We start from the raw sequence: 20,812 nt of genomic DNA, 5'->3' as shown, positions 1-20,812 counted from the left end.
CAATCGCGAGGAACGGCGGGCCGGGGTGCGTAAGAGGTAGTCAAGCGAGTCTTCCAGCGGCGGGCGGCGTGCCGCTCAAATGGGCCGGGTGTCGTCGGGATCGACGGGGCGGCGCTGCGGCAGGAGCAGCAGCACGCTCGCGATCGGCCAGAGGATCGCCTCGATGAAGCCGCTGATGAGGTAACCCCAGCCAGGAAACGATGCGCCCATCAGCAGGCGGATCACGAACGGCACGACCTGCGCGCCGACCAGCATGGGCGTGACGGCGAACATCTGCAGGCCGATCGACATCCACAGCACGCGGCGGTGAATGGTGATCGCGCCATAGGAAAGCAGCGTGTACGCGAGCGCGTGCTCGCCGAGCAGATTCGCGTTGTGGACGTCCATGAGGAGCCCGAGGAAGAACGCGACGCCCATGCCGACTTTGCGCGGCTGGTGAATGTTCCAGAACAGCAGCACGAGCGCGACGAAGTCGGGCACGCCGGGCAGCTTGCCCCAGGGCAGCAGGTTCAGCAGGAACGCCGCCGCGAGGCTGAAAACGATGAAGTACGGATTGACCGGCTGCAGAATGTATTGCGGACGCGGCATCAATGGCCCCCTTTCTCGACGGCCTTCGCTGCCTCTTCGCGCAGGCTTTCCCTGGGCCGCTTTTTCTCCGCCGGCTTCGTGTCTGCTGCTGTGGCGTTCGCTGCCGGCTTGGCCTGCTGCGCCGGGGCCGCGCCCGATGCGGCGGCGGCGGGCTTCGCCTTCGCGTCATCGGCCTTTTTGTCAGCTTTTTTGTCCGCGGCCTTGGCGGCCTTCTTCTTCGCGTCCTTCGCCTCGGCGGCCGCTGCGGCTTCCTCGGCGGCGATCGGGTTGGGCGGCACCTGCGGCACATAGTGCAGCACGAGCACCTGGCGCGCCCCACGAACGGCGGCGAGCGGCAGGCAGACCACGCGTGCGAACGCGGTATCGGCCTGCTTGTCGACGCGCAATACCTTCGCGACCGGCAGCCCTTGCGGATAGATGCCGTCGAGTCCGCTCGTCACGAGTTCGTCGCCCACTTGCAGATCGGCGCTGATCGGCACGAAGCGCAGATCGAGCAGGTCGCCCTTCGCCGTGCCGTAGATCACACTGCGCAGGCCCGTGCGCACGACTTCGACCGGCACGGCCTGGTCCTTGTCGGTGACGAGCGTGACTTCGGACTGCATGGGGAACACGCGTGTGACCTGGCCGATCACGCCGTCTTCGCTCAATACCGGTGAGCCGTTCTGCACGCCCTGCTGCGAGCCGCCGCCGATCACGACCTTTTGCGTGAACGGGTCGCGCGTGTCGTACTGGATCTCTGCAGGCGTGGTTTGTGCGCCGATGCGCTGCGAGAGCTGCAAAAGCGCGCGCAGGTGCGCGTTTTCGGCGGCGAGCGAAGCGGCCGCGTTGGCCTGCTGCGAAAGCTGGAGATTGCGCACGTGCAGCTGGGTGTTTTCGGTGCGCAGCGTGGAACTCGTCACGGCCAGATCGGCGGCGCCCATAAAGAAGTCACGCGGCACGAGGGCCGCGCGTTGCAGCGGGTAGAGACCCGCGCCGAGCACGCCGCGCACGATCTCGAGCGTCTTGAAACGCGCGTCGGAGACGAGGAGCGCGAGCGACAGCACGACGAAGAAAATCAGCCGTGCGAGTGCCGATGGGCCCTGTTTAAAGAGGGGCGGCGGACTGTATTCCATGGTCGGCGCCGGGGGCGTGTGCGGTTCGGTGAAACAGAGGGTGTAACGGAGGGCACAACGAAGTGTGAATCTTCGGCGCCCCGCAGGACGTCCCGTTGCGGGCGCCGTAACGGCGCGCGCGCCGCCACGCCATCAGTGGCGCGACGACGCCGAAACCGCGCCGCGGGCGAGCGCAGCGGTGCGCGGCGCGCTTACTCGTACGAGAAGATGCTGCCAAGCTTGTCCATGCGCTCGAGCGCCATGCCCGAGCCGCGCACCACGCAGGTGAGCGGGTCTTCGGCCACGAGCACCGGCAGACCGGTTTCTTCGGCGAGCAGGCGGTCCAGGTCGCGCAGCAGCGCGCCGCCGCCCGTGAGCATCATGCCGCGTTCGGCGATGTCGGCGCCCAGTTCCGGCGGCGTTTGTTCGAGCGCGATCTTCACCGACGAGACGATCTGGTTCAGCGGGTCGGTGAGCGCTTCGAGAATTTCGTTGCTCGAAATGGTGAAGCTGCGCGGAATGCCTTCCGACAGGTTGCGGCCCTTCACTTCCATTTCCTTGACTTCGGAACCCGGGAAGGCCGAACCGATTTCCTTCTTGATGGCTTCGGCGGTTTGTTCGCCGATCAGCATGCCGTAGTTGCGGCGGATGTAGTTGACGATCGCTTCGTCGAACTTGTCGCCGCCCACGCGCACCGAGCCCTTGTAGACGATGCCGCCGAGCGAGATCACGCCCACTTCGGTCGTGCCGCCGCCGATGTCGACGACCATCGAGCCCGTGGCTTCCGAAACCGGCAGGCCCGCGCCGATCGCGGCGGCCATCGGCTCTTCGATGAGGTACACCTGCGAGGCGCCCGCGCCGTGCGCGGCTTCCTTGATCGCGCGGCGCTCGACCTGGGTCGAACCGCACGGCACGCAGATGATGATGCGCGGCGACGGCGAGAACATGCGCGACTCGTGCGCCGTCTTGATGAACTGCTTGATCATCTGCTCGGTGACGGTGAAGTCGGCGATCACGCCGTCCTTCATCGGGCGGATGGCTTCGATGTTGCCCGGGACCTTGCCGAGCATCTGCTTGGCTTCCTTGCCGACTGCCTGAATCGTTTTCTTGCCGTTCGGGCCGCCTTCCTGGCGAATGGAGACGACCGAGGGTTCGTCGAGGACGATGCCCTTGCCGCGCATGTAGATCAGGGTGTTGGCGGTGCCGAGGTCGATCGCCAGGTCGTTGGAGAAGTAGCTACGCAGAAAACCGAACATTCAAAAATCCTGTCTCGCTTGTGGCCGTCCTTCCAGCTTGGTGGGCGAGGGCGGCAGCGGAAAAATTCACAGCCTCAGGGCGATATGCTCCACCACGAGAGCACTCCGAAATCACGGCGGAGGGCGTCGCAAGGGGCGCCACGAGGGGCCTGAGACTGCGGGGATAGTTACCGGAGGCAGCCTGGCTGCGCCGCCCGTTTGATCTTGTCTGGCCGCATTGAGTTGCGTACAGACCTGAAAGGCGGATGCAAGGCGGTCCGGGTTTGGGTCGAACGCGTAATGATACCTTATAATTTTGCCTGTTTTGCAGGATCCGGAAGGCAGTTTTTGACCTCATCGAAGCTTTCCTCCCGAGCCGGATCCGGCGCGATAAACCGCTGTTGCAGCACCGATTTCCGCACTGCCGCAGCCCCTTTTTCCGGTGACCGCATGGCCCTGACCCTGAACGATGTGAAGCGCATCGCGCATCTTGCGCGCCTCGAACTGGCCGACGCCGAAGCCGGCAATACGCTCGAACGCCTGAACGGCTTCTTCGGCCTCGTCGAGCAGATGCAGGCCGTGGACACGACCGGCATCGCCCCGCTCGCCCACCCGATCGAGCAGATCGAGGACGTCGCGTTGCGTCTGCGCGAGGACGCCGTGACCGAAATCGTGGACCGCGAAGCGCTGCAGCGTCCCGCGCCCGCGGTGCAGGACGGACTTTACCTCGTACCGCGCGTGATTGAGTAAGCGCGCAGCATTTTTTCGCCATTTCGAAATCTTTCGAGTCGTCGGAACAGTTCGAAACGGCACGGACTCCCGAATTTTCCGGGGTTTTCCGGGTAGCGGCCCACACGTTTGCCAACGTCGGTCGAGCGGCTCCCGGACGGCGCAACGATCGGATTTCGACCACGCCGTGACGTTCTTCCAGGAATCACGCAATGCATGACAAAAGCTTGACCGAACTGCGCGCCGCGCTGGCTGCGAAGGAGTGCTCCGCAGTCGAGCTGGCCCAGCACTTTCTGGGCCGGATTGAAGCGCATCAAGACCTGAACGCCTTCCTCGACGTCAATCCCGAATTGACGCTCGCCCAGGCGAAGGCCGCCGACGCGCTCCTGCACTCGGGCCACGCGGGCCCGCTCGCGGGCATTCCGCTCGCGCACAAGGACGTGTTCGTCACGCGCGGCTGGCGCTCGACCGCCGGCTCGAAGATGCTTGCAAACTACGTGAGCCCGTTCGACGCGACCGTGGTCGAGCGGCTCGAACGCGCGGGTATGGTCTGCCTCGGCAAGACCAACATGGACGAATTCGCGATGGGCTCGTCCAACGAGAACTCGCATTTCGGCGCCGTGAAGAACCCGTGGGACACGAAGGCCGTGCCGGGCGGCTCGTCGGGCGGTTCCGCCGCGGCCGTCGCCGCGCGCCTCGCGCCCGCCGCGACCGGCACCGACACCGGCGGCTCGATTCGCCAGCCGGCGTCGTTCACGGGCGTGACGGGCATCAAGCCCACCTACGGCCGCGTCTCGCGCTACGGCATGATCGCGTTCGCCTCGTCGCTCGACCAGGGCGGCCCGTTCGCGCACAGCGCCGGCGATTGCGCGCTGCTTCTGAACGCCATGGGCGGCTTCGACGAGCGCGACTCGACGAGCCTCACGCACGAGCACGAGGACTACACGCGCTTCGTCGGCCAGACTTGGAGCCAGGACGCCAGCGCCGACAAGCCGCTCGCGGGCCTGCGCATCGGCCTGCCGAAGGAATACTTCGGCGCGGGTCTCGCCGACGACGTGCGCGCCGCCATCGACGCCGCGCTGAAGACGTACGAATCGCTCGGCGCCACGCTCGTGGAAGTCACGCTGCCGAAAACCGAGCTGTCGATTCCCGTGTACTACGTGATCGCCCCGGCGGAAGCCTCGTCGAACCTCTCGCGCTTCGACGGCGTGCGCTTCGGCCACCGCGCCGCCGAATACCGCGATCTGCTCGACATGTACAAGAAGTCGCGTGCCGAGGGCTTCGGCCCCGAGGTGAAGCGCCGCATTCTGGTGGGCACCTACGTGCTCTCGCACGGCTACTACGATGCGTACTACCTGCAGGCGCAGAAGATTCGCCGCATCATTGCGCAAGACTTCCAGGAAGCGTTCAAACAGTGCGACGTCATCATGGGACCGGTCGCGCCGAGCGTGGCATGGGACCTGGGCGCCAAGGGCGACGATCCGCTGCAGATGTACCTCGCGGACATCTACACGCTTTCCACGAGCCTCGCGGGCCTGCCCGGCATGAGCGTGCCGTGCGGCTTCGGCGCGGGTGCGAACGCGCAGCGACCCGTCGGTCTGCAGATCGTCGGCAACTATTTCAACGAGGCCCGCATGCTGCAGGTCGCCGACGCCTTCCAGCGCGCGACCGACTGGCATCGCAAGGCGCCGGCAGGGGTATGAACATGGCAACACAGTGGGAAGTGGTGATCGGTCTGGAGACGCACGCGCAATTGTCGACGGCGTCGAAGATCTTCTCGGGCGCATCGACGCAGTTCGGCGCCGCGCCCAACTCGCAGGCCTGCCCCGTCGATCTCGCGCTGCCGGGCGTGCTGCCGGTGATGAACCGCGGCGCCGTGGAGCGCGCGATCCAGTTCGGCCTCGCGATCAACGCGACGATTGCGCCGCGCAGCATTTTCGCGCGCAAGAACTACTTCTATCCGGACCTGCCCAAGGGCTATCAGATCAGCCAGTACGAGATTCCGGTCGTGCAGGGCGGGCAGATCACGATCCAGGTCCCGGCCAACGAAAAGGCCGGCAAGGAAGCCTACGAGAAGACCGTCAACCTGACGCGCGCGCACCTCGAAGAAGACGCGGGCAAGTCGCTGCACGAAGACTTCGCGGGCATGACGGGCATCGACCTGAACCGCGCCGGCACGCCGCTGCTCGAAATCGTCACGGAACCCGAAATGCGCAGTGCCGCCGAAGCGGTTGCGTACGCGAAGTCGCTGCACACGCTCGTCGTGTGGCTCGGCATTTGCGACGGCAACATGCAGGAAGGCTCGTTCCGCTGCGACGCGAACGTCTCCGTGCGTCCGGTCGGCCAGAAGGAGTTCGGCACGCGCGCCGAGATCAAGAACCTGAACTCGTTCCGCTTCCTCGAAGAGGCGATCCAGTACGAAGTGCGCCGCCAGATCGAGCTGATCGAAGACGGCGGCACGGTGGTGCAGGAAACGCGCCTCTACGACCCCGACAAGCGCGAGACGCGTTCGATGCGCAGCAAGGAAGACGCGCACGATTACCGCTATTTCCCCGACCCCGACCTCATGCCGCTCGTGATCGATGCCGCGTGGGTCGAGCGCGTGAAGGGCGAGCTGCCCGAGCTGCCCGCGACGATGCAAACGCGCTTTGTCGAGCAGTACGGCGTGACGCCGTATGACGCGAACGTGCTCACGTCGAGCAAGGCAATGGCGGCTTACTTCGAAGCCGTGGTGGCGAAGGCGGGCGCGGCGCAAGCCAAGACCGCCGCCAACTGGCTGATGGGCGAAGTCTCGTCGCAGCTCAACCGCGAAGGCCTCGACATCGCCGCTTCGCCGGTCTCGGCCGCGCAGTTCGCCGTGCTGCTCGCGCGCATCGCCGACGGCACGATCTCGAACAAGATCGCCAAGGAAGTGTTCCTGGCGATGTGGGACGAGAAGGCTGCCGACGAAGCCGCTGCCGATCGCATCATCGAAGCGAAGGGCCTCAAGCAGATCTCGGACACCGGCGCGCTCGAAGCGATCATCGACGAGGTGCTCGCCGCGAACCAGAAGTCGGTGGAAGAATTCCGCGCCGGCAAGGAAAAGGCGTTCAACGCGCTGATCGGCCAGGCGATGAAGGCCACCAAGGGCAAGGCGAACCCGCAGCAGGTCAACGAGCTGCTGAAGAAGAAGCTGGGCTGAGTTTGGGCGGGTTTGAGTAGCGTGCTGCCCTGATTCGGGCATGCTAGCGAGGCGGCGTCGTGCGTAGCAGCGCGGCGCCGCCTTGCCGCTTCAGGCGGGCAGCAGTGCTGGCGCCGTCATATTCACGAGAGAGAGGAGAACAACGCATGTCCCACATCCCGAGTCTCGACAATTACCGCGTGCCGTACTTCAGCGACAAGAAGACGGAGACGTTCTCGCTCAGCGCGCTCGACCCCGCCGCGAAACCGTTCTCGACCGGCAGCAAGGACGGTGACCGCGACCGGCTCGCCGAGATCGGCAACCAGCTCGACATATTGCAGGAGCGTCTGCATTCGCAGCGCCATCAGCGCGTGCTGCTCGTGTTGCAGGGCATGGACACGAGCGGCAAGGACGGCACGATCCGCGGCGTGTTTCACGAGGTCGATCCGCTCGGCCTGCGCATCGTGCCGTTTCGCGCGCCGACGCCCATCGAAGCCGCGCGCGACTTTCTCTGGCGCGTGCACCTGCAAGTGCCCGCGGCCGGCGAGCTGGCGATCTTCAACCGCAGCCACTACGAAGACGTGCTCGTGCCGCGCGTGATTGGCCAGATCGATTCGGCCGAGTGCGAGCGCCGCTACCGGCAGATTCGCCATTTCGAGGCGCTGCTCGCCGAGAGCGGCACGTCGATCATCAAGTGCATGCTGCACATCTCGAAGGACGAGCAGCGCAGTCGCATCCAGGCGCGCATCGACGACCCCACCAAGCACTGGAAATTCGACGTCTCCGATCTCGAAGCGCGCAGGCATTGGGACGCCTATCAGGCAGCGTACCACGACGCGCTCGCGGCTACCTCCACGGAATACGCGCCGTGGTACGTGATTCCCGCGAACTCGAAGTCGCATCGCAACCTCATGGTGGCCGAACTGCTGCTGCGCCTGATGGACAGTCTGAAACTCGAATTTCCGCCGGCCAAGGCCGAACTCAAGGGTCTCAGGATCGACTGAGACCGACCGTATTCCCTCGCGCGGCGCGGTGCAGTTCCGCTTCGGCGCGCCGTGCGAGGCAACGCACAATCAAGAGGAAAGAAGACATGTTGCGTGTGATCACCGCGAATCTGAACGGCATCCGCTCGGCGGCGAAGAAAGGCTTTTTCGAATGGTTCGGCGAACAGAAGGCCGACGTGCTCTGCGTGCAGGAAATCAAGTGCTCGCAGGACGACATGACCCCGGAATTCCTCGCCCCGCACGACTTCACGGGCTACTTCCAGCATGCGGTCAAGAAGGGCTATAGCGGCGCGGGCGTCTATTCGCGCCACGAGCCCGACGAGGTGATCATCGGCTTTGGCAGCGAGGAGTTCGACCCGGAAGGGCGCTATGTGGAAACGCGCTTCGGCAAGCTTTCGGTGATCTCCGTGTACGTGCCTTCGGGCTCGAGCGGCGACGAACGGCAGGCCGCGAAGTACCGCTTCATGGACGAATTCATGCCGCATCTCGCGGAACTCAAGCGTGAGCGCGAAGTGATCCTGTGCGGCGACGTGAACATCGTCCACAAGGAAATCGACATCAAGAACTGGAAGGGCAACCAGAAGAACTCCGGCTGCCTGCCCGAAGAGCGCGCATGGCTCACGAGCCTCTTCGACGACGTGGGCTACGTGGACGTGTTCCGCACGCTCGACCCGCGCCCCGAGCAATACACGTGGTGGAGCAACCGCGGCCAGGCGTATACGAAGAACGTGGGGTGGCGTATCGACTATCAGATCGCGACGCCCGGCATTGCGCACAAGGCGAAAAAGACCTCGATCTTCAAGGACATCAAGTTCAGCGACCACGCGCCGCTGACCATCGACTACGACCACAAGGTCAAGAGCTGACGCTCACCGCGGCGCGCTGTGAAACCGCTTTCAGGGCGCCGAGACCACCTTGCGCTTTTGCACGGCCGGGATGCCCTCGTAGTCGGGCAACTCGGCGAGCGGCTTGCCCATGGCCTTTGCGTAGAGCGGCATCATGTCGGCGAGGCGCTTGGCGATATCGGCGCGTCGCGCCGGCGTGTACGGATGCACGTAGATGAATCCCTGGTCGCGGTCGGCGCGCGTCGCCACCGCGAGCTTGTCCCACAGCGTGAGCGCCGCGCGCGGATCGAATCCCGCGCGCGAGGCGATATCGCTGCCGATCACGTCGGCTTCGGTTTCGTCGGCGCGGCCGTAGTGCATTTCCACGAGTTGCGAGCCGATACCGAGCGGAAACACGCCGAGGTCCGCGAGCCCGAATAGCTGCGGCACAGAGCCCGATTCGATCTGCGCGGCCTGTTGTTCGCCCAGGCGCTCGCGCACGTGCTCGCGCACTGCATGCGCGATCTCGTGGCCAAGCAGCATGCCGAACTCGTTGTCGTTGAGCTTCACGCGATCGAGCAGGCCGCCATACACGACGATCTTGCCGCCCGGCAGCGCGTACATGCGGATGTCGTTCGAGCGGATCACCGCCACTTCCCACTTCCAGTTCTTGACGCGATCGCCCCACTTCAGCGAGTAAGGCGCGAGCCGGTCGACGAACGCCCGCACGCGCTGCACGTGCGGATCGCTTTCGGCATAGAGGCGGTTCGAATGGGCCGCGCCGCGCACGATCTCGTTGAACTCGGCAGTGGCCTGCGCTTCGAGCATCGGCGAGGGAATCAGGTTGCGGTACACGGCGGCGTTGCCAAAGCGCACCACGCGGCCCGTGTTCGGCGCGCCGGGGGCGACGCTGCCCGGCGTAGCGCTCGCGTTTGCGCCGATGTTTGCTGCGCCGTTCGTGTTATTCGCCGGGTTGGTCGCGCCATTGCCGGCTGGCGGCAGTGCAGGATTGCCTGGCACGGCGGCGGGGGCGTTCGTCGCGGCGGGGTTCTCGGCAGCCCACGCATTCCATGCGCCAAGCGCCGGCCAGGCGGTGGCGAGCGCCAGCACGAGCGCACGCGCGCGCGCGCCGCTGCGCTGCAGCGCACGCGGGCTTTGCGCGACGGTCTCATGCGTGCTCACGACCGGACTCTCCACGGGGCAATACGAATGAGCAGGAGCATACCCGGTACCGCGAGCACCGTGCAGACGATGAAATAGTCGAACCAGCCGATCTTCGCCACCACGTAGCCGCTCGCGGCGGAGGCCAGCGTGCGCGGCACGGAGGCGAGGCTCGTGAAGAGTGCGAACTGCGTGGCGGTGTAACGCGGATCGGTCGTGCTTGCAATATAGGCAGTGAACGCAGCGAGCGTGAGTCCCGTTGCGAAGGTCTCGAAGCCGTACACGAGCGCGAGCGCAACGGCGCGCGGATCGAGCGTGAACTGCACGGTTGCGCCGAAGAGACCTGCGGCCCACGAAACCGCGTGGCTCACGGCGAGCACGGCATCGTAGATGGCGGCGAGCGAGGGCGAGCCTGCGCCGAGCTGCGCGAGCCATGCGAAACCCAGAGTGGAAATCATTTGCAGGAAGCCGAAGATCCACAGCCCGCGCCCAATGCCGATCTTCACGAGCGCCACGCCGCCGATAATGCCGCCCGCGAGGCTCGCGCCGAACGCCGTCATCTTGGCGATCACGCCGATCTCCGTGCGCGAATAGCCGATGTCGAGGAAGAACGATGTGGACAGGGTCGTCGCCATCGTATCGCCGAGTTTGTAGAGGAAGATAAACGCGAGCACAAAGAGTGCCGCGGCGAGACCGTCGCGGCGCACGAATTCGGCGAACGGCTGCACGATCGCTTCGCGCAGGTTCTTCGGCGGCGCGCCGTGCACTTCGGGCTCTTTCACGACGAGCGTCATGATCATGCCGGGAATCAGGAACGCCGCCGTCACGACGAATACGGTGCTCCACGGCAGATGATCGGAGAGGATCAGCGCGAGCGAGCCCGGCACGAGTGCCGCGATCTTGTAGGCATTCACGTGCACGGCGTTGCCGAGGCCCTGCTGCGTATCAGTGAGCAGTTCGCGCCGGTAGGCGTCGATGGAGATGTCCTGGCTCGCGCCGAAGAACGCCACCAGCGCGGTGAGCGCGGCAACCGTCCAGATCGAATCTTTCGGCGAAACGTAGCCGAGCGTGCCGATGGCGAGCGCCACGAGAATCTGCGTGACGAGCATCCAGCCGCGCCGCCGCCCCGGGCGCCAGCCGGGCAGACGCGGCACGTAGCGGTCCATGAGCGGCGCCCAGACGAACTTCCAGGTGTAGGGGAACTGGATCAGCGCGAAGAGGCCGATCTCCTTGAGATTGACGCCCTCCGAGCGCAGCCACGCCTGCACCAGATAGACGAGCGTGAAGAGCGGCAGCCCGGAGGTAAAGCCGAGGAACACGCAGATCAGCATGTGCGTATTCAGATACGCACGCCAGCCGGGGTGGGATTCGTGAGCGGTAAGAGCGGGTGCCTCGTGGGGCGGATTCTGCATGTCGTCGTTAGCGGCGGCGGTGTTGGGTGCGGTTCCAGGTGAACTGGTCGGGCAGAAAAACACGCGACGCCGCGCACGGCGTCATTTTTTTCTCACGCGATAGACCGCAAGACTACCACGCCAGTTCACACCCCAACGAACGGTCTGACCCCCATGGAGCACGGCGCGGTCGAGAATTTCGATGCCCACCTCGGGCGCGAGCGCCTCGAAGTCCTTCACCGTGAGAACACGCACGTTCGGCGTGTTATGCCACTGGTAGGGCAGCGACTTCGAAACCGGCATGCGTCCGCGCATGACCGAAAGCCGGTGCGGCCAGTAGCCGAAGTTCGGGAACGAGACGATGCACTCCTTGCCCACGCGCGCCGTCTCGCGCAGGATGGCGGCCGTTTGGTGAATGGTCTGCAGCGTTTGCGAGAGGATCGCGAAGTCGAAGCTCGCGTCCTCGAACAGGCGCAGGCCGTCTTCCAGATTCTGCTGGATCACGTTGATGCCGTTCTTCACCGAAGCGAGCACGCCCGCGTCGTTGATCTCGATGCCGTAGCCCGTGCACTCCAGTTCCTCGGTGAGCAGCGAGAGCAGCGAGCCGTCGCCGCAGCCGAGGTCGAGCACCTTCGCGCGCGGTTCGATCCAGCGCGCGATGGTGCGAAAGTCGGGACGGGCGGAAAGACTGTCGAAAGCGCTCTGATTCATGCGCCCACCTCAGCAGCAATACGTTCGTAGTAAGCGCGCACCACATTGTGATAGCGCGCGTCGTCGAGCAGGAAGGCGTCGTGGCCATGCGGCGCGTCGATTTCCGCGTAGGTCACCTGGCGCTTGTGATCGAGCAGCGCCTTCACGAGTTCGCGCGAGCGTGCGGGCGCGAAACGCCAGTCGGTCGCAAAGCTCGCCACGAGGTATTTCGCCTTCGTGTGCGCGAGCGCGCGCGTGAGGTCGCCGTCATACGCCTTCGCGGGATCGAAGTAATCGAGCGCGCGCGTGATCAGCAGGTAGGTGTTGGCGTCGAAGTAGTCGGCGAACTTGTCGCCTTGATAGCGCAGGTATGACTCCACTTCGAATTCCACGTCGAAGTTGAAGTTGTAGGCGTTCTCCGCGCCTTCCGCGCGGCGCAGCGCCCGGCCGAATTTCTCGGCCATGTCGTCGTCGGACAGATAGGTGATGTGGCCGATCATGCGCGCCACGCGCAGGCCGCGGCGCGGCTTCACGTGGTGGGCGTAGTAGTCGCCGCCATGGAAGTCGGGGTCCGAGAGGATGGCCGAGCGCGCGACTTCGTTGAACGCGATGTTCTGCGCCGAGAGCTTGGGCGTGGAGGCGACCACGATGCAGTGGCCGAGACGATCCGGATAGCGCAGGCTCCATGCAAGCGCTTGCATGCCGCCAAGGCTGCCGCCCATCACCGCGGCGAACTTCTCGATGCCGAAGCGATCGGCCACGCGCGCCTGGGCGTCCACCCAGTCCTCGACGGTCACGACCGGAAACTTCGCGCCATAGGGCTGGCCGGTGGCCGCGTCGAGGCTCATGGGGCCGGTCGAGCCGAAGCACGAGCCGAGATTGTTCACGCCGATCACGAAGAAGCGGTTGGTGTCGAGCGGCTTGCCCGGGCCCACCATGTTGTCCCACCAGCCCACGTTTTTGGGGTCGTCCGCGTAGACACCCGCCACGTGGTGCGACGCATTGAGCGCGTGACAGACGAGCACCGCGTTGCTGCGCGCGGCGTTGAGCGTGCCGTAGGTTTCGACCACGAGGTCGTACCCGGCCAGCGCCGTGCCGTTCTGCAGTTGCAGAGGCTCGTCGAAATGCAGTGTTTGAGGAGCGACGATGCCGATCGATTCCATTCGTTCCGCCTTGGTTTTTCGGGCGGCTAAACGGTGTCGGCGGGCGCGGAGTGCGAAAGGGTTGGCGCAGCTGACGACCTCTTTAGCCGCATTTATATCGAACTCCCGGGCCCAGGCCTTGAGAGTTCACGCGCCCGCAATCGAGTCAGCAAATCGGCGCGTGGGTATTGCAAAAGGAACGCAGAGTATATCGGAAAAAGTGCAAAGCGACGCGGCGCACGGGAAAGGCGGCCCGGGCGGCGCGCTGCCGCCCCGGCGCTTTTGCACCGTCCCTTCACGTGCCCGCGCACCGCGCGAGGCCGCGAAGTCTTATCACTTGCCGGGCGCGGACGGATTCGCGTTGCGCCAGCGCCGCAGCTGCAAGGCCGCGATGATCATCAGGAGGCCGTAGAGGACCGCATAGGCGGCGATCACCCAGATCAGCGAGAGCGCGCCAGCACCTGGGAACATCGCGAAGAAAAAGCCCACCGTGGCCGAGAGCAGCCCCGAAATCCCGACCGCCCACGGATGCGCGATGGCGTGCCGGTACTGGATCGCGTAGACGATCTCGAAAATGCCCGTGAAGAACGCCCAGACGCCGATGATCATGACGAGAACGATGGCGGTCTCGCCGGGCCAGAAGAACGCCACGAGGCCCGCGATCACGCCGATCAGGCCGATGACGATGTAGGTCCAGCGCCGCGTGCCGCCGCCGCGCGCGCCGTAGATGAGCGCGAATGCGCCGTCGACGAGGGCGTAGGCGCCCCAGACGATGGCGAGCGTGAGCACGGTGAGGCCGGGCAGCGAGAAGGCGAGCACGCCGAACACGATGGCGGCAATGCCTCGCGCAATGAGCCAGCCCCAGTGGGCGGAGAGGCCCATCAGGATGGGCGGCAGGCCGAGGGGAGGAACGGGACGGTTCATGCGACGGTTCTCCTTCCTGTTAGCGACGCGAGCAGCCGCCACGGAACAACGCTGCCGCGGCCGCGCTATTGAAGAATGATGCGGATCTGCTCGTCGGCGTGCTCGCTCGGTGAACGCGTGAAGCCGCTTTGCGCGTAGCGATGCCAGCAACCAATCACATAGCGCACGACCAGATTCGCCCGGACCGTTGGATCGTATCCCTTGGCGGCCGGCTTCGCGTTGACATGGTCAGACCCCGAAATTGCCTTGCGCTCGGCCTCCTGGGCGAGGTCGACGCGCAGACACTGGCGCAGCGACGCCTCGACGCGATCGAGCATCTGGTTCACGCGCTCGGCGAGGCGCTCATGTTCGCCCACGAGGGCTTCGCAGGTCAGTACGCGGGTCATGCCGGCGTTGCGTGTGGAAAAGTTCACGAGCATGAGGGCGATCGCACGCGCCTGCAGGACGCCGCTCGGCTCTTTTTCGACGATCTGGTTGATGAGCCCGAAGAGCGTCTGCTCGATGAAATCGATGAGGCCCTCGTACATCTGGGCCTTGCTCGCGAAATGGCGATACAGCGCGGCCTCGGAAACGCCCAGGCGCGCGGCCAGCGCCGCGGTGGTGATCTTCTCGCCGCGCGGCGCCTCGAGCATGGTGGCGAGCGTCTGGAGAATGTGGATACGGCGTTCGCCCGGTTTCGGGCGGGGGGCGCGGCGGGCCGCGCCCGGCGAATCTGCTGCTTCGACTGCTTCACGCGTTTGTGTCGGCTGCATGGATATCGTCCCTGGCGTTGGCCTCTGGGTTGGCGCTCCCCCGTTTTACTTCGAGCGTCCCGACTGCAGGCCTGGTTTCAGGGATTTTAGCGAACGAATGCGACGATCGACATAGTGCGGTCTGCCGGTGCCCGGCAGATGCGCCGGCAAATGCCCGGTGATCCAGACGGTGCGGATGCCGAGGCGCCGGTAACGCTTGAGATGGCTGCGCGTGTCTTCGATCAGGATCGCATCGGCGAGCGCCACGCCGGCCCGGCGCAGCGTGCCGCGCAGCATCGCGCAATCGGGCTTGGCGCGCCAGTAGCTGCGCGAGCGCATGCCTTCGATGGCGATCACGCGCTCGAACAGCCCCTCGATGCCGAGCGCCGCGAGCACCGCGTGCGCGTAGTCCTCGGGGCCGTTGGTGAGCACGATCTTGCGCCCGGGCAGCGCGGCGAGCGTGCGGGCGAGGCCGCGCTCGGCGTGCAGCATGCCGTGCAGGTCGTCGAAGGTGTGCACGACCTTGAGAAAGTCGTGCGGGTCGATCGGATGATGGCGCGTGAGGCCGAGCAGCGTCGCGCCGTAGCGGCGCGTGTAGCTCGTGCGCAGGTGATTGGCTTCGTCGCGGCTCACGCCGAGCGCGTCGATGATGTACTGCGTCATGCCGGCGTTGATGGCCGGGAAGATTGCGCGCGACGCATTGTGCAGCGTGTTGTCGAGGTCGAAGAGCCAGACGGGAGTGCCCACTTTGCGGGCGACGCGGCGCGGCCGGCGCCGGGCACGCCTGGCATGAAGGCTGGAGTCGGTCATCGCGGACGTGAGACGCGGCGGCGGCACGGCGCCGCCGCTGGGAGGAAGGCGCTTAGTGCGAGCGGATCATCGTGCCGAACGGCTGTTCGGTCAGGATTTCCAGCAGCACGGAGTGCTCGATGCGGCCGTCGATGATGTGCACCGAGCGCACGCCGCTCTTGGCTGCGTCGAGCGCCGACGAGATCTTCGGCAGCATGCCGCCCGAGATCGTGCCGTCTTCGAAGAGCGCGTCGATCTCGCGCGCCGAGAGGTCGGTGAGCAGATTGCCCGCCTTGTCCATCACGCCCGGGATGTTCGTCATCATCACGAGCTTTTCGGCGTTGAGCACGACGGCGAGCTTGCCCGCCACGAGGTCCGCGTTGATGTTGTACGAGAGGCCGTCTTCGCCGAAGCCGATCGGCGAGATCACCGGAATGAACGCGTCGTCCTGGAGCGCCTTCACGACCGCCGGGTTGATGGCCTCGACTTCGCCCACCTGGCCGATGTCGATGTACTGACCGGGTTTGTCGCGGTCCGGCATCATCAGCTTGCGCGCGTGGATCAGGCCGCCGTCCTTGCCGGTCAGGCCGACCGCGTGGCCGCCGAAGTGGTTGATCAGCGTGACGATGTCCTGCTGCACCTCGCCGCCGAGCACCCACTCGACGACTTCCATGGTTTCTTCGTCGGTCACGCGCATGCCCTGGATGAACGTGCCTTGCTTGCCGATCTTCTTGAGCGCCGTATCGATTTGCGGGCCGCCGCCGTGCACGATGACCGGATTGATGCCCACGAGCTTGAGCAGGATGACGTCGCGCGCGAAGCCCTGCTTGAGCCGCTCTTCGGTCATGGCGTTGCCGCCGTACTTGATGACGACGGTCTTGCCGTGATACTGGCGAATGTAAGGCAGCGCTTCGGCCAGAATTTCGGCTTTCAGGGTGGGGGCGATCTGCGAAAGGTCGATGGGCTCGGACATGGCGGCGGAGACTTGGACGAAAAACAGACGAAACTCGCGGACGAAGATCCGCGGACGAAGAACGCGGCCGCAAAACGGTCGAAACAGGGCGGATTGTACAGGACTGGCGCGGTGCAGCAGGGAAAACGGCGGGGAAAACGACGGGCACCGGACGCTTCGCGAGGCACATGCGCAACACGGGCGCGAGCGCATCGGCGCGCCGCAAAACGGGGCGAAATCGGCTGGGAAAGGCGGGCGTGAAAAGCGAGGTGCAAGACGTGCGCGCGGGCTGTGGCATCATCTTCCTGTCGCCAACCCATGGCTTCGAGAGGAGTGCGCGCCATGACCGCCTCCGCCGTGCCCGCCACCGGCATGAAAAGCGCCCGCTGCCCCCGCTGCGGCAACAGCTTCGATTGCGGCAGGAACACCGAACCCTTCGATTGCTGGTGCAAGTCGCTGCCCGCCTTGCCCGCGAGCGAGCTGGACCCGCGCGGGCGCTGCCTCTGCCCCCAATGTCTCGCGGCGGCGGCGGCGCCGGCAGCGAGCGACGCACCGAAGGGCAGGAGCGCTATGCCGTGAAGGGCGTGCTGCGTTGCGCAGCGTGCGCGAGCGCCGCGAGATCGGCGCTCACTTCGTCGAGCACCGGTTCCCACTGTCTGAACGCCTGCTGACGGTACAGCCGGGTATTCGGATACCACGGACTTTCGCGTCGATCCAGCAGCCAGACCCAATGCGGATTCACGTCCAGCAGCACCCAGGCGCGCTTGCCGAGCGCGCCCGCAAGGTGTGCGCTCGACGTGCACACGGAAATCACCAGGTCGAGCGCGTCGACGAACGCGGCGGTGTCGTCGAAGGTCTTCCACTGGGCGCTGAAGTCGGTCACCTCGAAGCCCGCTTCGTGCGCCGCGGCGATGTCCTGCTGTGCGCCGGGCTGCAGCGAATAGAACGCCACGCCCTCGATGCCGCCGAAATGCCGGGCATACCGCTCGAGTCCGACGCGACGAAACGGATTGCGCTTGTGCGTGAGGCTGCCCGTCCACGCGACCCCGACCTTCAGACGCTGTTCGACCGCCAGGCGCTCGCGCCAGCGCGCCGCCGCCTCGGGATCGGCCTTGAGATAACCGGTGGGGCCCGGGACAGTCGCTTCTTCAGTACCGAATATCAGCGGCAGGCTCAACAGCGAGACTTCGCAATCGTAGGGCGGCAGGTTTTCGACGGGGCCGCCCGCGCAGTACAGGTCGCAATGGCGGCCCAGGCTACGCGCGAGCAGCGCGCCCATCTGCGGAAACGTATTCCAGACGAGCCGGCCGCCTTCGCGATGCACGCGTGCCGCGAGCATGGGCACGTAGCGGCAGAATTGCAGCAGGTCGCCCATGCCCTGTTCGCCCCACACCAGCAATGTGCGGCCCGCGAGCGGCTCGCCTCGCCACTCGGGCTTCGGGAACACCGGGCGGCCCATGGCCAGTTCACTGGAGCCCTGCCAGCGCAGCTCGTGTCCGGGCCAGCCTTCGGCATAGTTGCCGCGCAGAAGCTGGATCATCGACAGGTTCGAACGTAGCGATGCGTCGTTGGGCGCATACTGGCAGGCGGCGCGCGCGGCGCGTTCGACCTCGTCCCACTGCTGCGTTTCCTTGCAGGCCATCGCATGGTTGTTCAGAGCGAGTGGGCTTTGCGGCGCGAGTTCGAGCGCGCGGCGGCTGGCGTGGAGTGATCGCGCCGCGTCGGTATCGGTTGGCAACACGCGCGCCAGGTTGATCCAGGCGTTGACGTTGTCGGGCTCTTCGGCGACCGTTTCTTCGAGCAGCTGCAGAATCTCGCGGTCTCCAAAATTGATCTGCATCAAAGCTGTTGCAAGATTGTTGCGCAGATTTGGAAACGTACGCGCGATTCCCAGCGCGTGGCGGTAAGGTTCTACCGCTTCGGCGTGACGGTTTGCAAACTGCAGCGCGAGGCCCGCTGCGAACCACGCGGCGGCCCGCTCCGGTGCGAGCCGGGCAAGCGCGGCGCTCAGGCGTATGGCTTCTTGCGCCAGCGCGCTATCCTGTGCGCGAGCGGCGATGAGGACGAGCGTGTCGTCGTCCAGGCCGCGCAGCTCGGCGCGCGTGGCGGCCAGCAATTCGTGTGCGGACGCATCGGTCGCCTCGTCGGTCCCACTGGCGGTGGCAGCGTCGATGAAATCGAGAAAGAGATTGCGCACAGCGTGGAGTACGTCAGGGGGCGAGGCTTGCATTGTTCCGTCTTGCTTGTCAGAAAGCGCCGAAGCAAAAGTGGTCGGCGGATGACATGGATTGAAGCAAACCCTTTCAAGATGATGAATCAGATAAGTCTTAACCGGTAAACTGACAGCATGCATCGCATAACCGTCAGTGCTCGCGTCAATCTCAGCCATCTGTTCTGGCTGCGCAGTCTCGCCATCATCGGCCAGCTCTGCACGATCGCGTTCGTGCAACTCTTCATCGGCGTGCAGTTGCCGTTGCCCGCCATGCTGTTCGTGATCGCCATGGAAGTGGCGTTCAACGGCGTGACCTGGCTGCGCGTCACGCAGGATCGTCCCGAGTCGAATCTCGAACTGTTCGGCCAGCTCTGGGTCGATCTCGGCGCGCTTTCCGCGCTGCTCTTTCTCTCCGGCGGTACGACCAATCCGTTCGTCTCGCTGTACCTGCCCTCGCTCGCCATCGCGGCCGCCGTGTTGCCGTGGTATCTCACCGCCTGGCTCGCGGCCTTCGCAGTGGCCTGTTACGTGCTGCTCGGCTTCGATAACGTTCCGCTCAATCTCGACAATCCCGCCAACCTGTTCGACTACTATCGTGCGGGCATGTGGGTGAACTTCATGGTGAGCGTCTGCCTGATCGTGTGGTTCGTCGCGCGCATGTCGCGTGCGCTGCGCCAGCGCGACACCGCGCTCGGCGACGCGCAGCAGCGCCTGTTGCGCGACGAGCGTGCCGTGGCGCTGGGCGTGCAGGCCGCCACCGTGGCGCACGAGATCGGCACGCCGCTCTCGACCATCGCCATGCTCACCGAGGAGCTGCGCGACGTCGCGCGCACGGACAAGGGCCTCGAACCGTATGCCCCCGACCTCGAACTGCTCGACAAGCAGATCTCGCTTTGCACCTCGGCGCTCGCACGACTCAGAAGCCGCGCCTCATCCACCGGCGCGCGCCAGCTCGTGAGCGAATGGCTCGGGCCGTTCGTCGAGCAATGGCGCCTGCGCCATCCGCACGTGAAGTTCGAACTCCTCGACAATGGACTGAACGACTTCGCCCTCGACGACACCGTCGCCGTGGGCCAGATCCTCACCATCCTGCTCGACAACGCCGCGCGCGCCAGCCGCGATTTCGTGACGCTGCGCGCCTATGCGGCCGCGCGGGCCGGCTACATCGATTTCGAAGTTTGCGATGCCGGGCCCGGCATTCCGTCCTCGCTGCGCGCCTCGCTGGGCGCCGCGCCCGTGGACAGCACCCAGGGCGGTCACGGCGTCGGGCTGTATCTGGCGTTTTCGTCGGCGGCGCGGCTTGGCGGCTCGATCGAACTCAACGACGTCACGCCGCCCGGCAGCGCGTCGGGCGAAGTGAGCGGCGCGGATGACGAGACGTCGACCGGCGCCGTAACCGGCAGCGGCACGCGCACGCGCCGTCCACGCGGCACCCGTGCGGTGCTGCGCTTGCCGGCGAAGCAGGTCAAGGCGGGTCAGGCGAACCCCGCGGCGGCGCGCGAAGGCGCAGCGCCCGCGGGTTCGGAGATTGGATCAGGCGAGGGGCCGACCCGGTCCGACGCCGCGTAACAACACGGAGAATCAGGCATGAGCGATATGAGTTTTCTGGTCATCGACGACGACGAAGTGTTCTCCGACATCCTCACGCGCGGCCTCACGCGGCGCGGCTTCGAGGTGAAGCAGGCACACAATGCGGAAGAGGCGATTCGCTTCGCCAATCAGCAGAAGTTCTCGCAGATCACCGTGGACCTGCATCTCGGCAACGACTCGGGCCTGTCGCTCATCGCGCCGCTGCGCGAACTGCAGCCGGACGCACGCATGCTCGTGCTCACGGGCTACGCAAGCATCGCCACAGCGGTGCAGGCCGTGAAGGACGGCGCGGACAACTATCTGGCCAAGCCCGCCAACGTCGAGATGATTCTCTCGGCACTCCAAAGCGATGCGAGCGCCGTGCAGGCCGAAGAGGCCATCGAGCACCCGGCGCCGCTCTCGGTCGCGCGCCTCGAATGGGAGCACATCCAGCGCGTGCTGGCCGAGCACAACGGCAACATTTCGGCCACGGCGCGCGCGCTCAACATGCACCGCCGCACGCTGCAGCGCAAGCTCGCGAAGCGCCCGGTGCGCCAGTAAGCACAGTCCGGAGCGGTAAAAGAAAAGGGACCCCACGGGGTCCCTTTTTCATGCGTCAT

General features: G+C 65.6%; 20 protein-coding genes. 8 read left to right on the top strand and 12 right to left on the bottom strand.

Going from position 1 to position 20,812, the window contains the following annotated elements; genetic code table 11:
• Nucleotides 1-75 precede the first annotated feature (75 nt).
• From mreD to AB4Y43_RS23090, 3 genes are all read right to left on the bottom strand, one after another.
• The gene (mreD, locus tag AB4Y43_RS23100) at nt 76-588 is read right to left on the bottom strand and encodes a rod shape-determining protein MreD (protein WP_368728877.1); all 513 of its coding nucleotides are present in this window, start codon (nt 586-588) and stop codon (nt 76-78) included.
• A complete protein-coding gene (gene mreC, locus AB4Y43_RS23095; RefSeq protein WP_368682677.1) occupies nt 588-1,700 on the bottom strand; it encodes a rod shape-determining protein MreC in 1,113 nt (370 codons plus the stop codon). The genes mreD and mreC overlap by 1 nt, the downstream gene beginning before the upstream one ends.
• 191 nt (nt 1,701-1,891) lie before the next feature.
• Entirely contained in the window at nt 1,892-2,935 is a 1,044-nt protein-coding gene (locus AB4Y43_RS23090; RefSeq protein WP_004189550.1) for a rod shape-determining protein, read from the bottom strand.
• Between the two features lie 429 nt (nt 2,936-3,364).
• On the opposite strand from AB4Y43_RS23090, the gene gatC reads away from it, so the two are divergent.
• From gatC to AB4Y43_RS23065, 5 genes are all read left to right on the top strand, one after another.
• Nucleotides 3,365-3,664 carry an Asp-tRNA(Asn)/Glu-tRNA(Gln) amidotransferase subunit GatC gene (gatC, locus tag AB4Y43_RS23085; protein ID WP_028211911.1) on the top strand — a complete coding sequence of 100 codons (300 nt, stop codon included), beginning with the start codon at nt 3,365-3,367 and terminating at the stop codon, nt 3,662-3,664.
• Between the two features lie 191 nt (nt 3,665-3,855).
• Nucleotides 3,856-5,346 carry an Asp-tRNA(Asn)/Glu-tRNA(Gln) amidotransferase subunit GatA gene (gatA, locus tag AB4Y43_RS23080; RefSeq protein WP_368728876.1) on the top strand — a complete coding sequence of 497 codons (1,491 nt, stop codon included), beginning with the start codon at nt 3,856-3,858 and terminating at the stop codon, nt 5,344-5,346.
• A gap of 2 nt (nt 5,347-5,348) precedes the next feature.
• Nucleotides 5,349-6,824, top strand: a complete 1,476-nt coding sequence (gatB, locus tag AB4Y43_RS23075; protein WP_368728875.1) for an Asp-tRNA(Asn)/Glu-tRNA(Gln) amidotransferase subunit GatB — start codon at nt 5,349-5,351, stop codon at nt 6,822-6,824.
• 146 nt (nt 6,825-6,970) lie between these two features.
• A complete protein-coding gene (locus AB4Y43_RS23070) occupies nt 6,971-7,807 on the top strand; it encodes a PPK2 family polyphosphate kinase (RefSeq protein WP_368728874.1) in 837 nt (278 codons plus the stop codon).
• A gap of 86 nt (nt 7,808-7,893) precedes the next feature.
• On the top strand, nt 7,894-8,673 hold the full coding sequence (locus AB4Y43_RS23065; protein WP_368728873.1) for an exodeoxyribonuclease III: 780 nt from the start codon (nt 7,894-7,896) through the stop codon (nt 8,671-8,673).
• Nucleotides 8,674-8,703: 30 nt separating this feature from the next.
• Here AB4Y43_RS23065 and AB4Y43_RS23060 read toward each other — a convergent pair whose 3' ends face one another.
• The 8 genes from AB4Y43_RS23060 to argB form a co-directional block, all read right to left on the bottom strand.
• On the bottom strand, nt 8,704-9,813 hold the full coding sequence (locus AB4Y43_RS23060) for a M48 family metallopeptidase (protein WP_256094708.1): 1,110 nt from the start codon (nt 9,811-9,813) through the stop codon (nt 8,704-8,706).
• Nucleotides 9,810-11,204, bottom strand: a complete 1,395-nt coding sequence (locus AB4Y43_RS23055; protein ID WP_368728872.1) for an AmpG family muropeptide MFS transporter — start codon at nt 11,202-11,204, stop codon at nt 9,810-9,812. The genes AB4Y43_RS23060 and AB4Y43_RS23055 overlap by 4 nt, the downstream gene beginning before the upstream one ends.
• A gap of 81 nt (nt 11,205-11,285) precedes the next feature.
• Nucleotides 11,286-11,894 carry a methionine biosynthesis protein MetW gene (metW, locus tag AB4Y43_RS23050; RefSeq protein ID WP_069264642.1) on the bottom strand — a complete coding sequence of 203 codons (609 nt, stop codon included), beginning with the start codon at nt 11,892-11,894 and terminating at the stop codon, nt 11,286-11,288.
• Nucleotides 11,891-13,036 (bottom strand): homoserine O-acetyltransferase, encoded by a 1,146-nt coding sequence (locus tag AB4Y43_RS23045; RefSeq protein WP_069264645.1) that lies wholly within the window; start codon nt 13,034-13,036, stop codon nt 11,891-11,893. The genes metW and AB4Y43_RS23045 overlap by 4 nt, the downstream gene beginning before the upstream one ends.
• Before the next feature lie 312 nt (nt 13,037-13,348).
• Nucleotides 13,349-13,939, bottom strand: a complete 591-nt coding sequence (locus AB4Y43_RS23040) for an HdeD family acid-resistance protein (protein WP_069264647.1) — start codon at nt 13,937-13,939, stop codon at nt 13,349-13,351.
• Nucleotides 13,940-14,004: 65 nt separating this feature from the next.
• Nucleotides 14,005-14,691, bottom strand: coding sequence for a nucleoid occlusion factor SlmA (slmA, locus tag AB4Y43_RS23035; protein ID WP_342949116.1), 687 nt, complete (start codon nt 14,689-14,691; stop codon nt 14,005-14,007).
• A 45-nt stretch (nt 14,692-14,736) separates the two neighbouring features.
• A complete protein-coding gene (locus AB4Y43_RS23030; protein WP_069264776.1) occupies nt 14,737-15,480 on the bottom strand; it encodes a pyrimidine 5'-nucleotidase in 744 nt (247 codons plus the stop codon).
• A 52-nt stretch (nt 15,481-15,532) separates the two neighbouring features.
• On the bottom strand, nt 15,533-16,432 hold the full coding sequence (gene argB / locus AB4Y43_RS23025; RefSeq protein WP_069264651.1) for an acetylglutamate kinase: 900 nt from the start codon (nt 16,430-16,432) through the stop codon (nt 15,533-15,535).
• Between the two features lie 321 nt (nt 16,433-16,753).
• On the opposite strand from argB, the gene AB4Y43_RS23020 reads away from it, so the two are divergent.
• A complete protein-coding gene (locus AB4Y43_RS23020; protein WP_069264653.1) occupies nt 16,754-16,990 on the top strand; it encodes a cysteine-rich CWC family protein in 237 nt (78 codons plus the stop codon).
• On the opposite strand, the gene AB4Y43_RS23015 is transcribed toward AB4Y43_RS23020, so the two are convergent.
• Nucleotides 16,980-18,641 (bottom strand): hypothetical protein, encoded by a 1,662-nt coding sequence (locus AB4Y43_RS23015; RefSeq protein ID WP_368728871.1) that lies wholly within the window; start codon nt 18,639-18,641, stop codon nt 16,980-16,982. The two genes, AB4Y43_RS23020 and AB4Y43_RS23015, sit on opposite strands and share 11 nt — an antisense overlap.
• Nucleotides 18,642-18,758: 117 nt before the next feature.
• Between AB4Y43_RS23015 and AB4Y43_RS23010 the strand changes: the two genes are divergently transcribed.
• Together AB4Y43_RS23010 and AB4Y43_RS23005 are read left to right on the top strand one after the other, a co-directional pair.
• Nucleotides 18,759-20,192, top strand: coding sequence for an ATP-binding protein (locus AB4Y43_RS23010; RefSeq protein WP_368728870.1), 1,434 nt, complete (start codon nt 18,759-18,761; stop codon nt 20,190-20,192).
• Nucleotides 20,193-20,210: 18 nt separating this feature from the next.
• On the top strand, nt 20,211-20,753 hold the full coding sequence (locus AB4Y43_RS23005) for a response regulator transcription factor (RefSeq protein WP_069264661.1): 543 nt from the start codon (nt 20,211-20,213) through the stop codon (nt 20,751-20,753).
• Nucleotides 20,754-20,812 lie beyond the last annotated feature (59 nt).

Origin of the sequence: Paraburkholderia sp. BR10872, assembly GCF_040965835.1 — a bacterium.
Classification (GTDB): domain Bacteria; phylum Pseudomonadota; class Gammaproteobacteria; order Burkholderiales; family Burkholderiaceae; genus Paraburkholderia; species Paraburkholderia nodosa_A.
The sequence above is the reverse complement of the archived record's forward strand: the minus strand, read 5'-3'. Positions and strand labels throughout refer to the sequence as shown.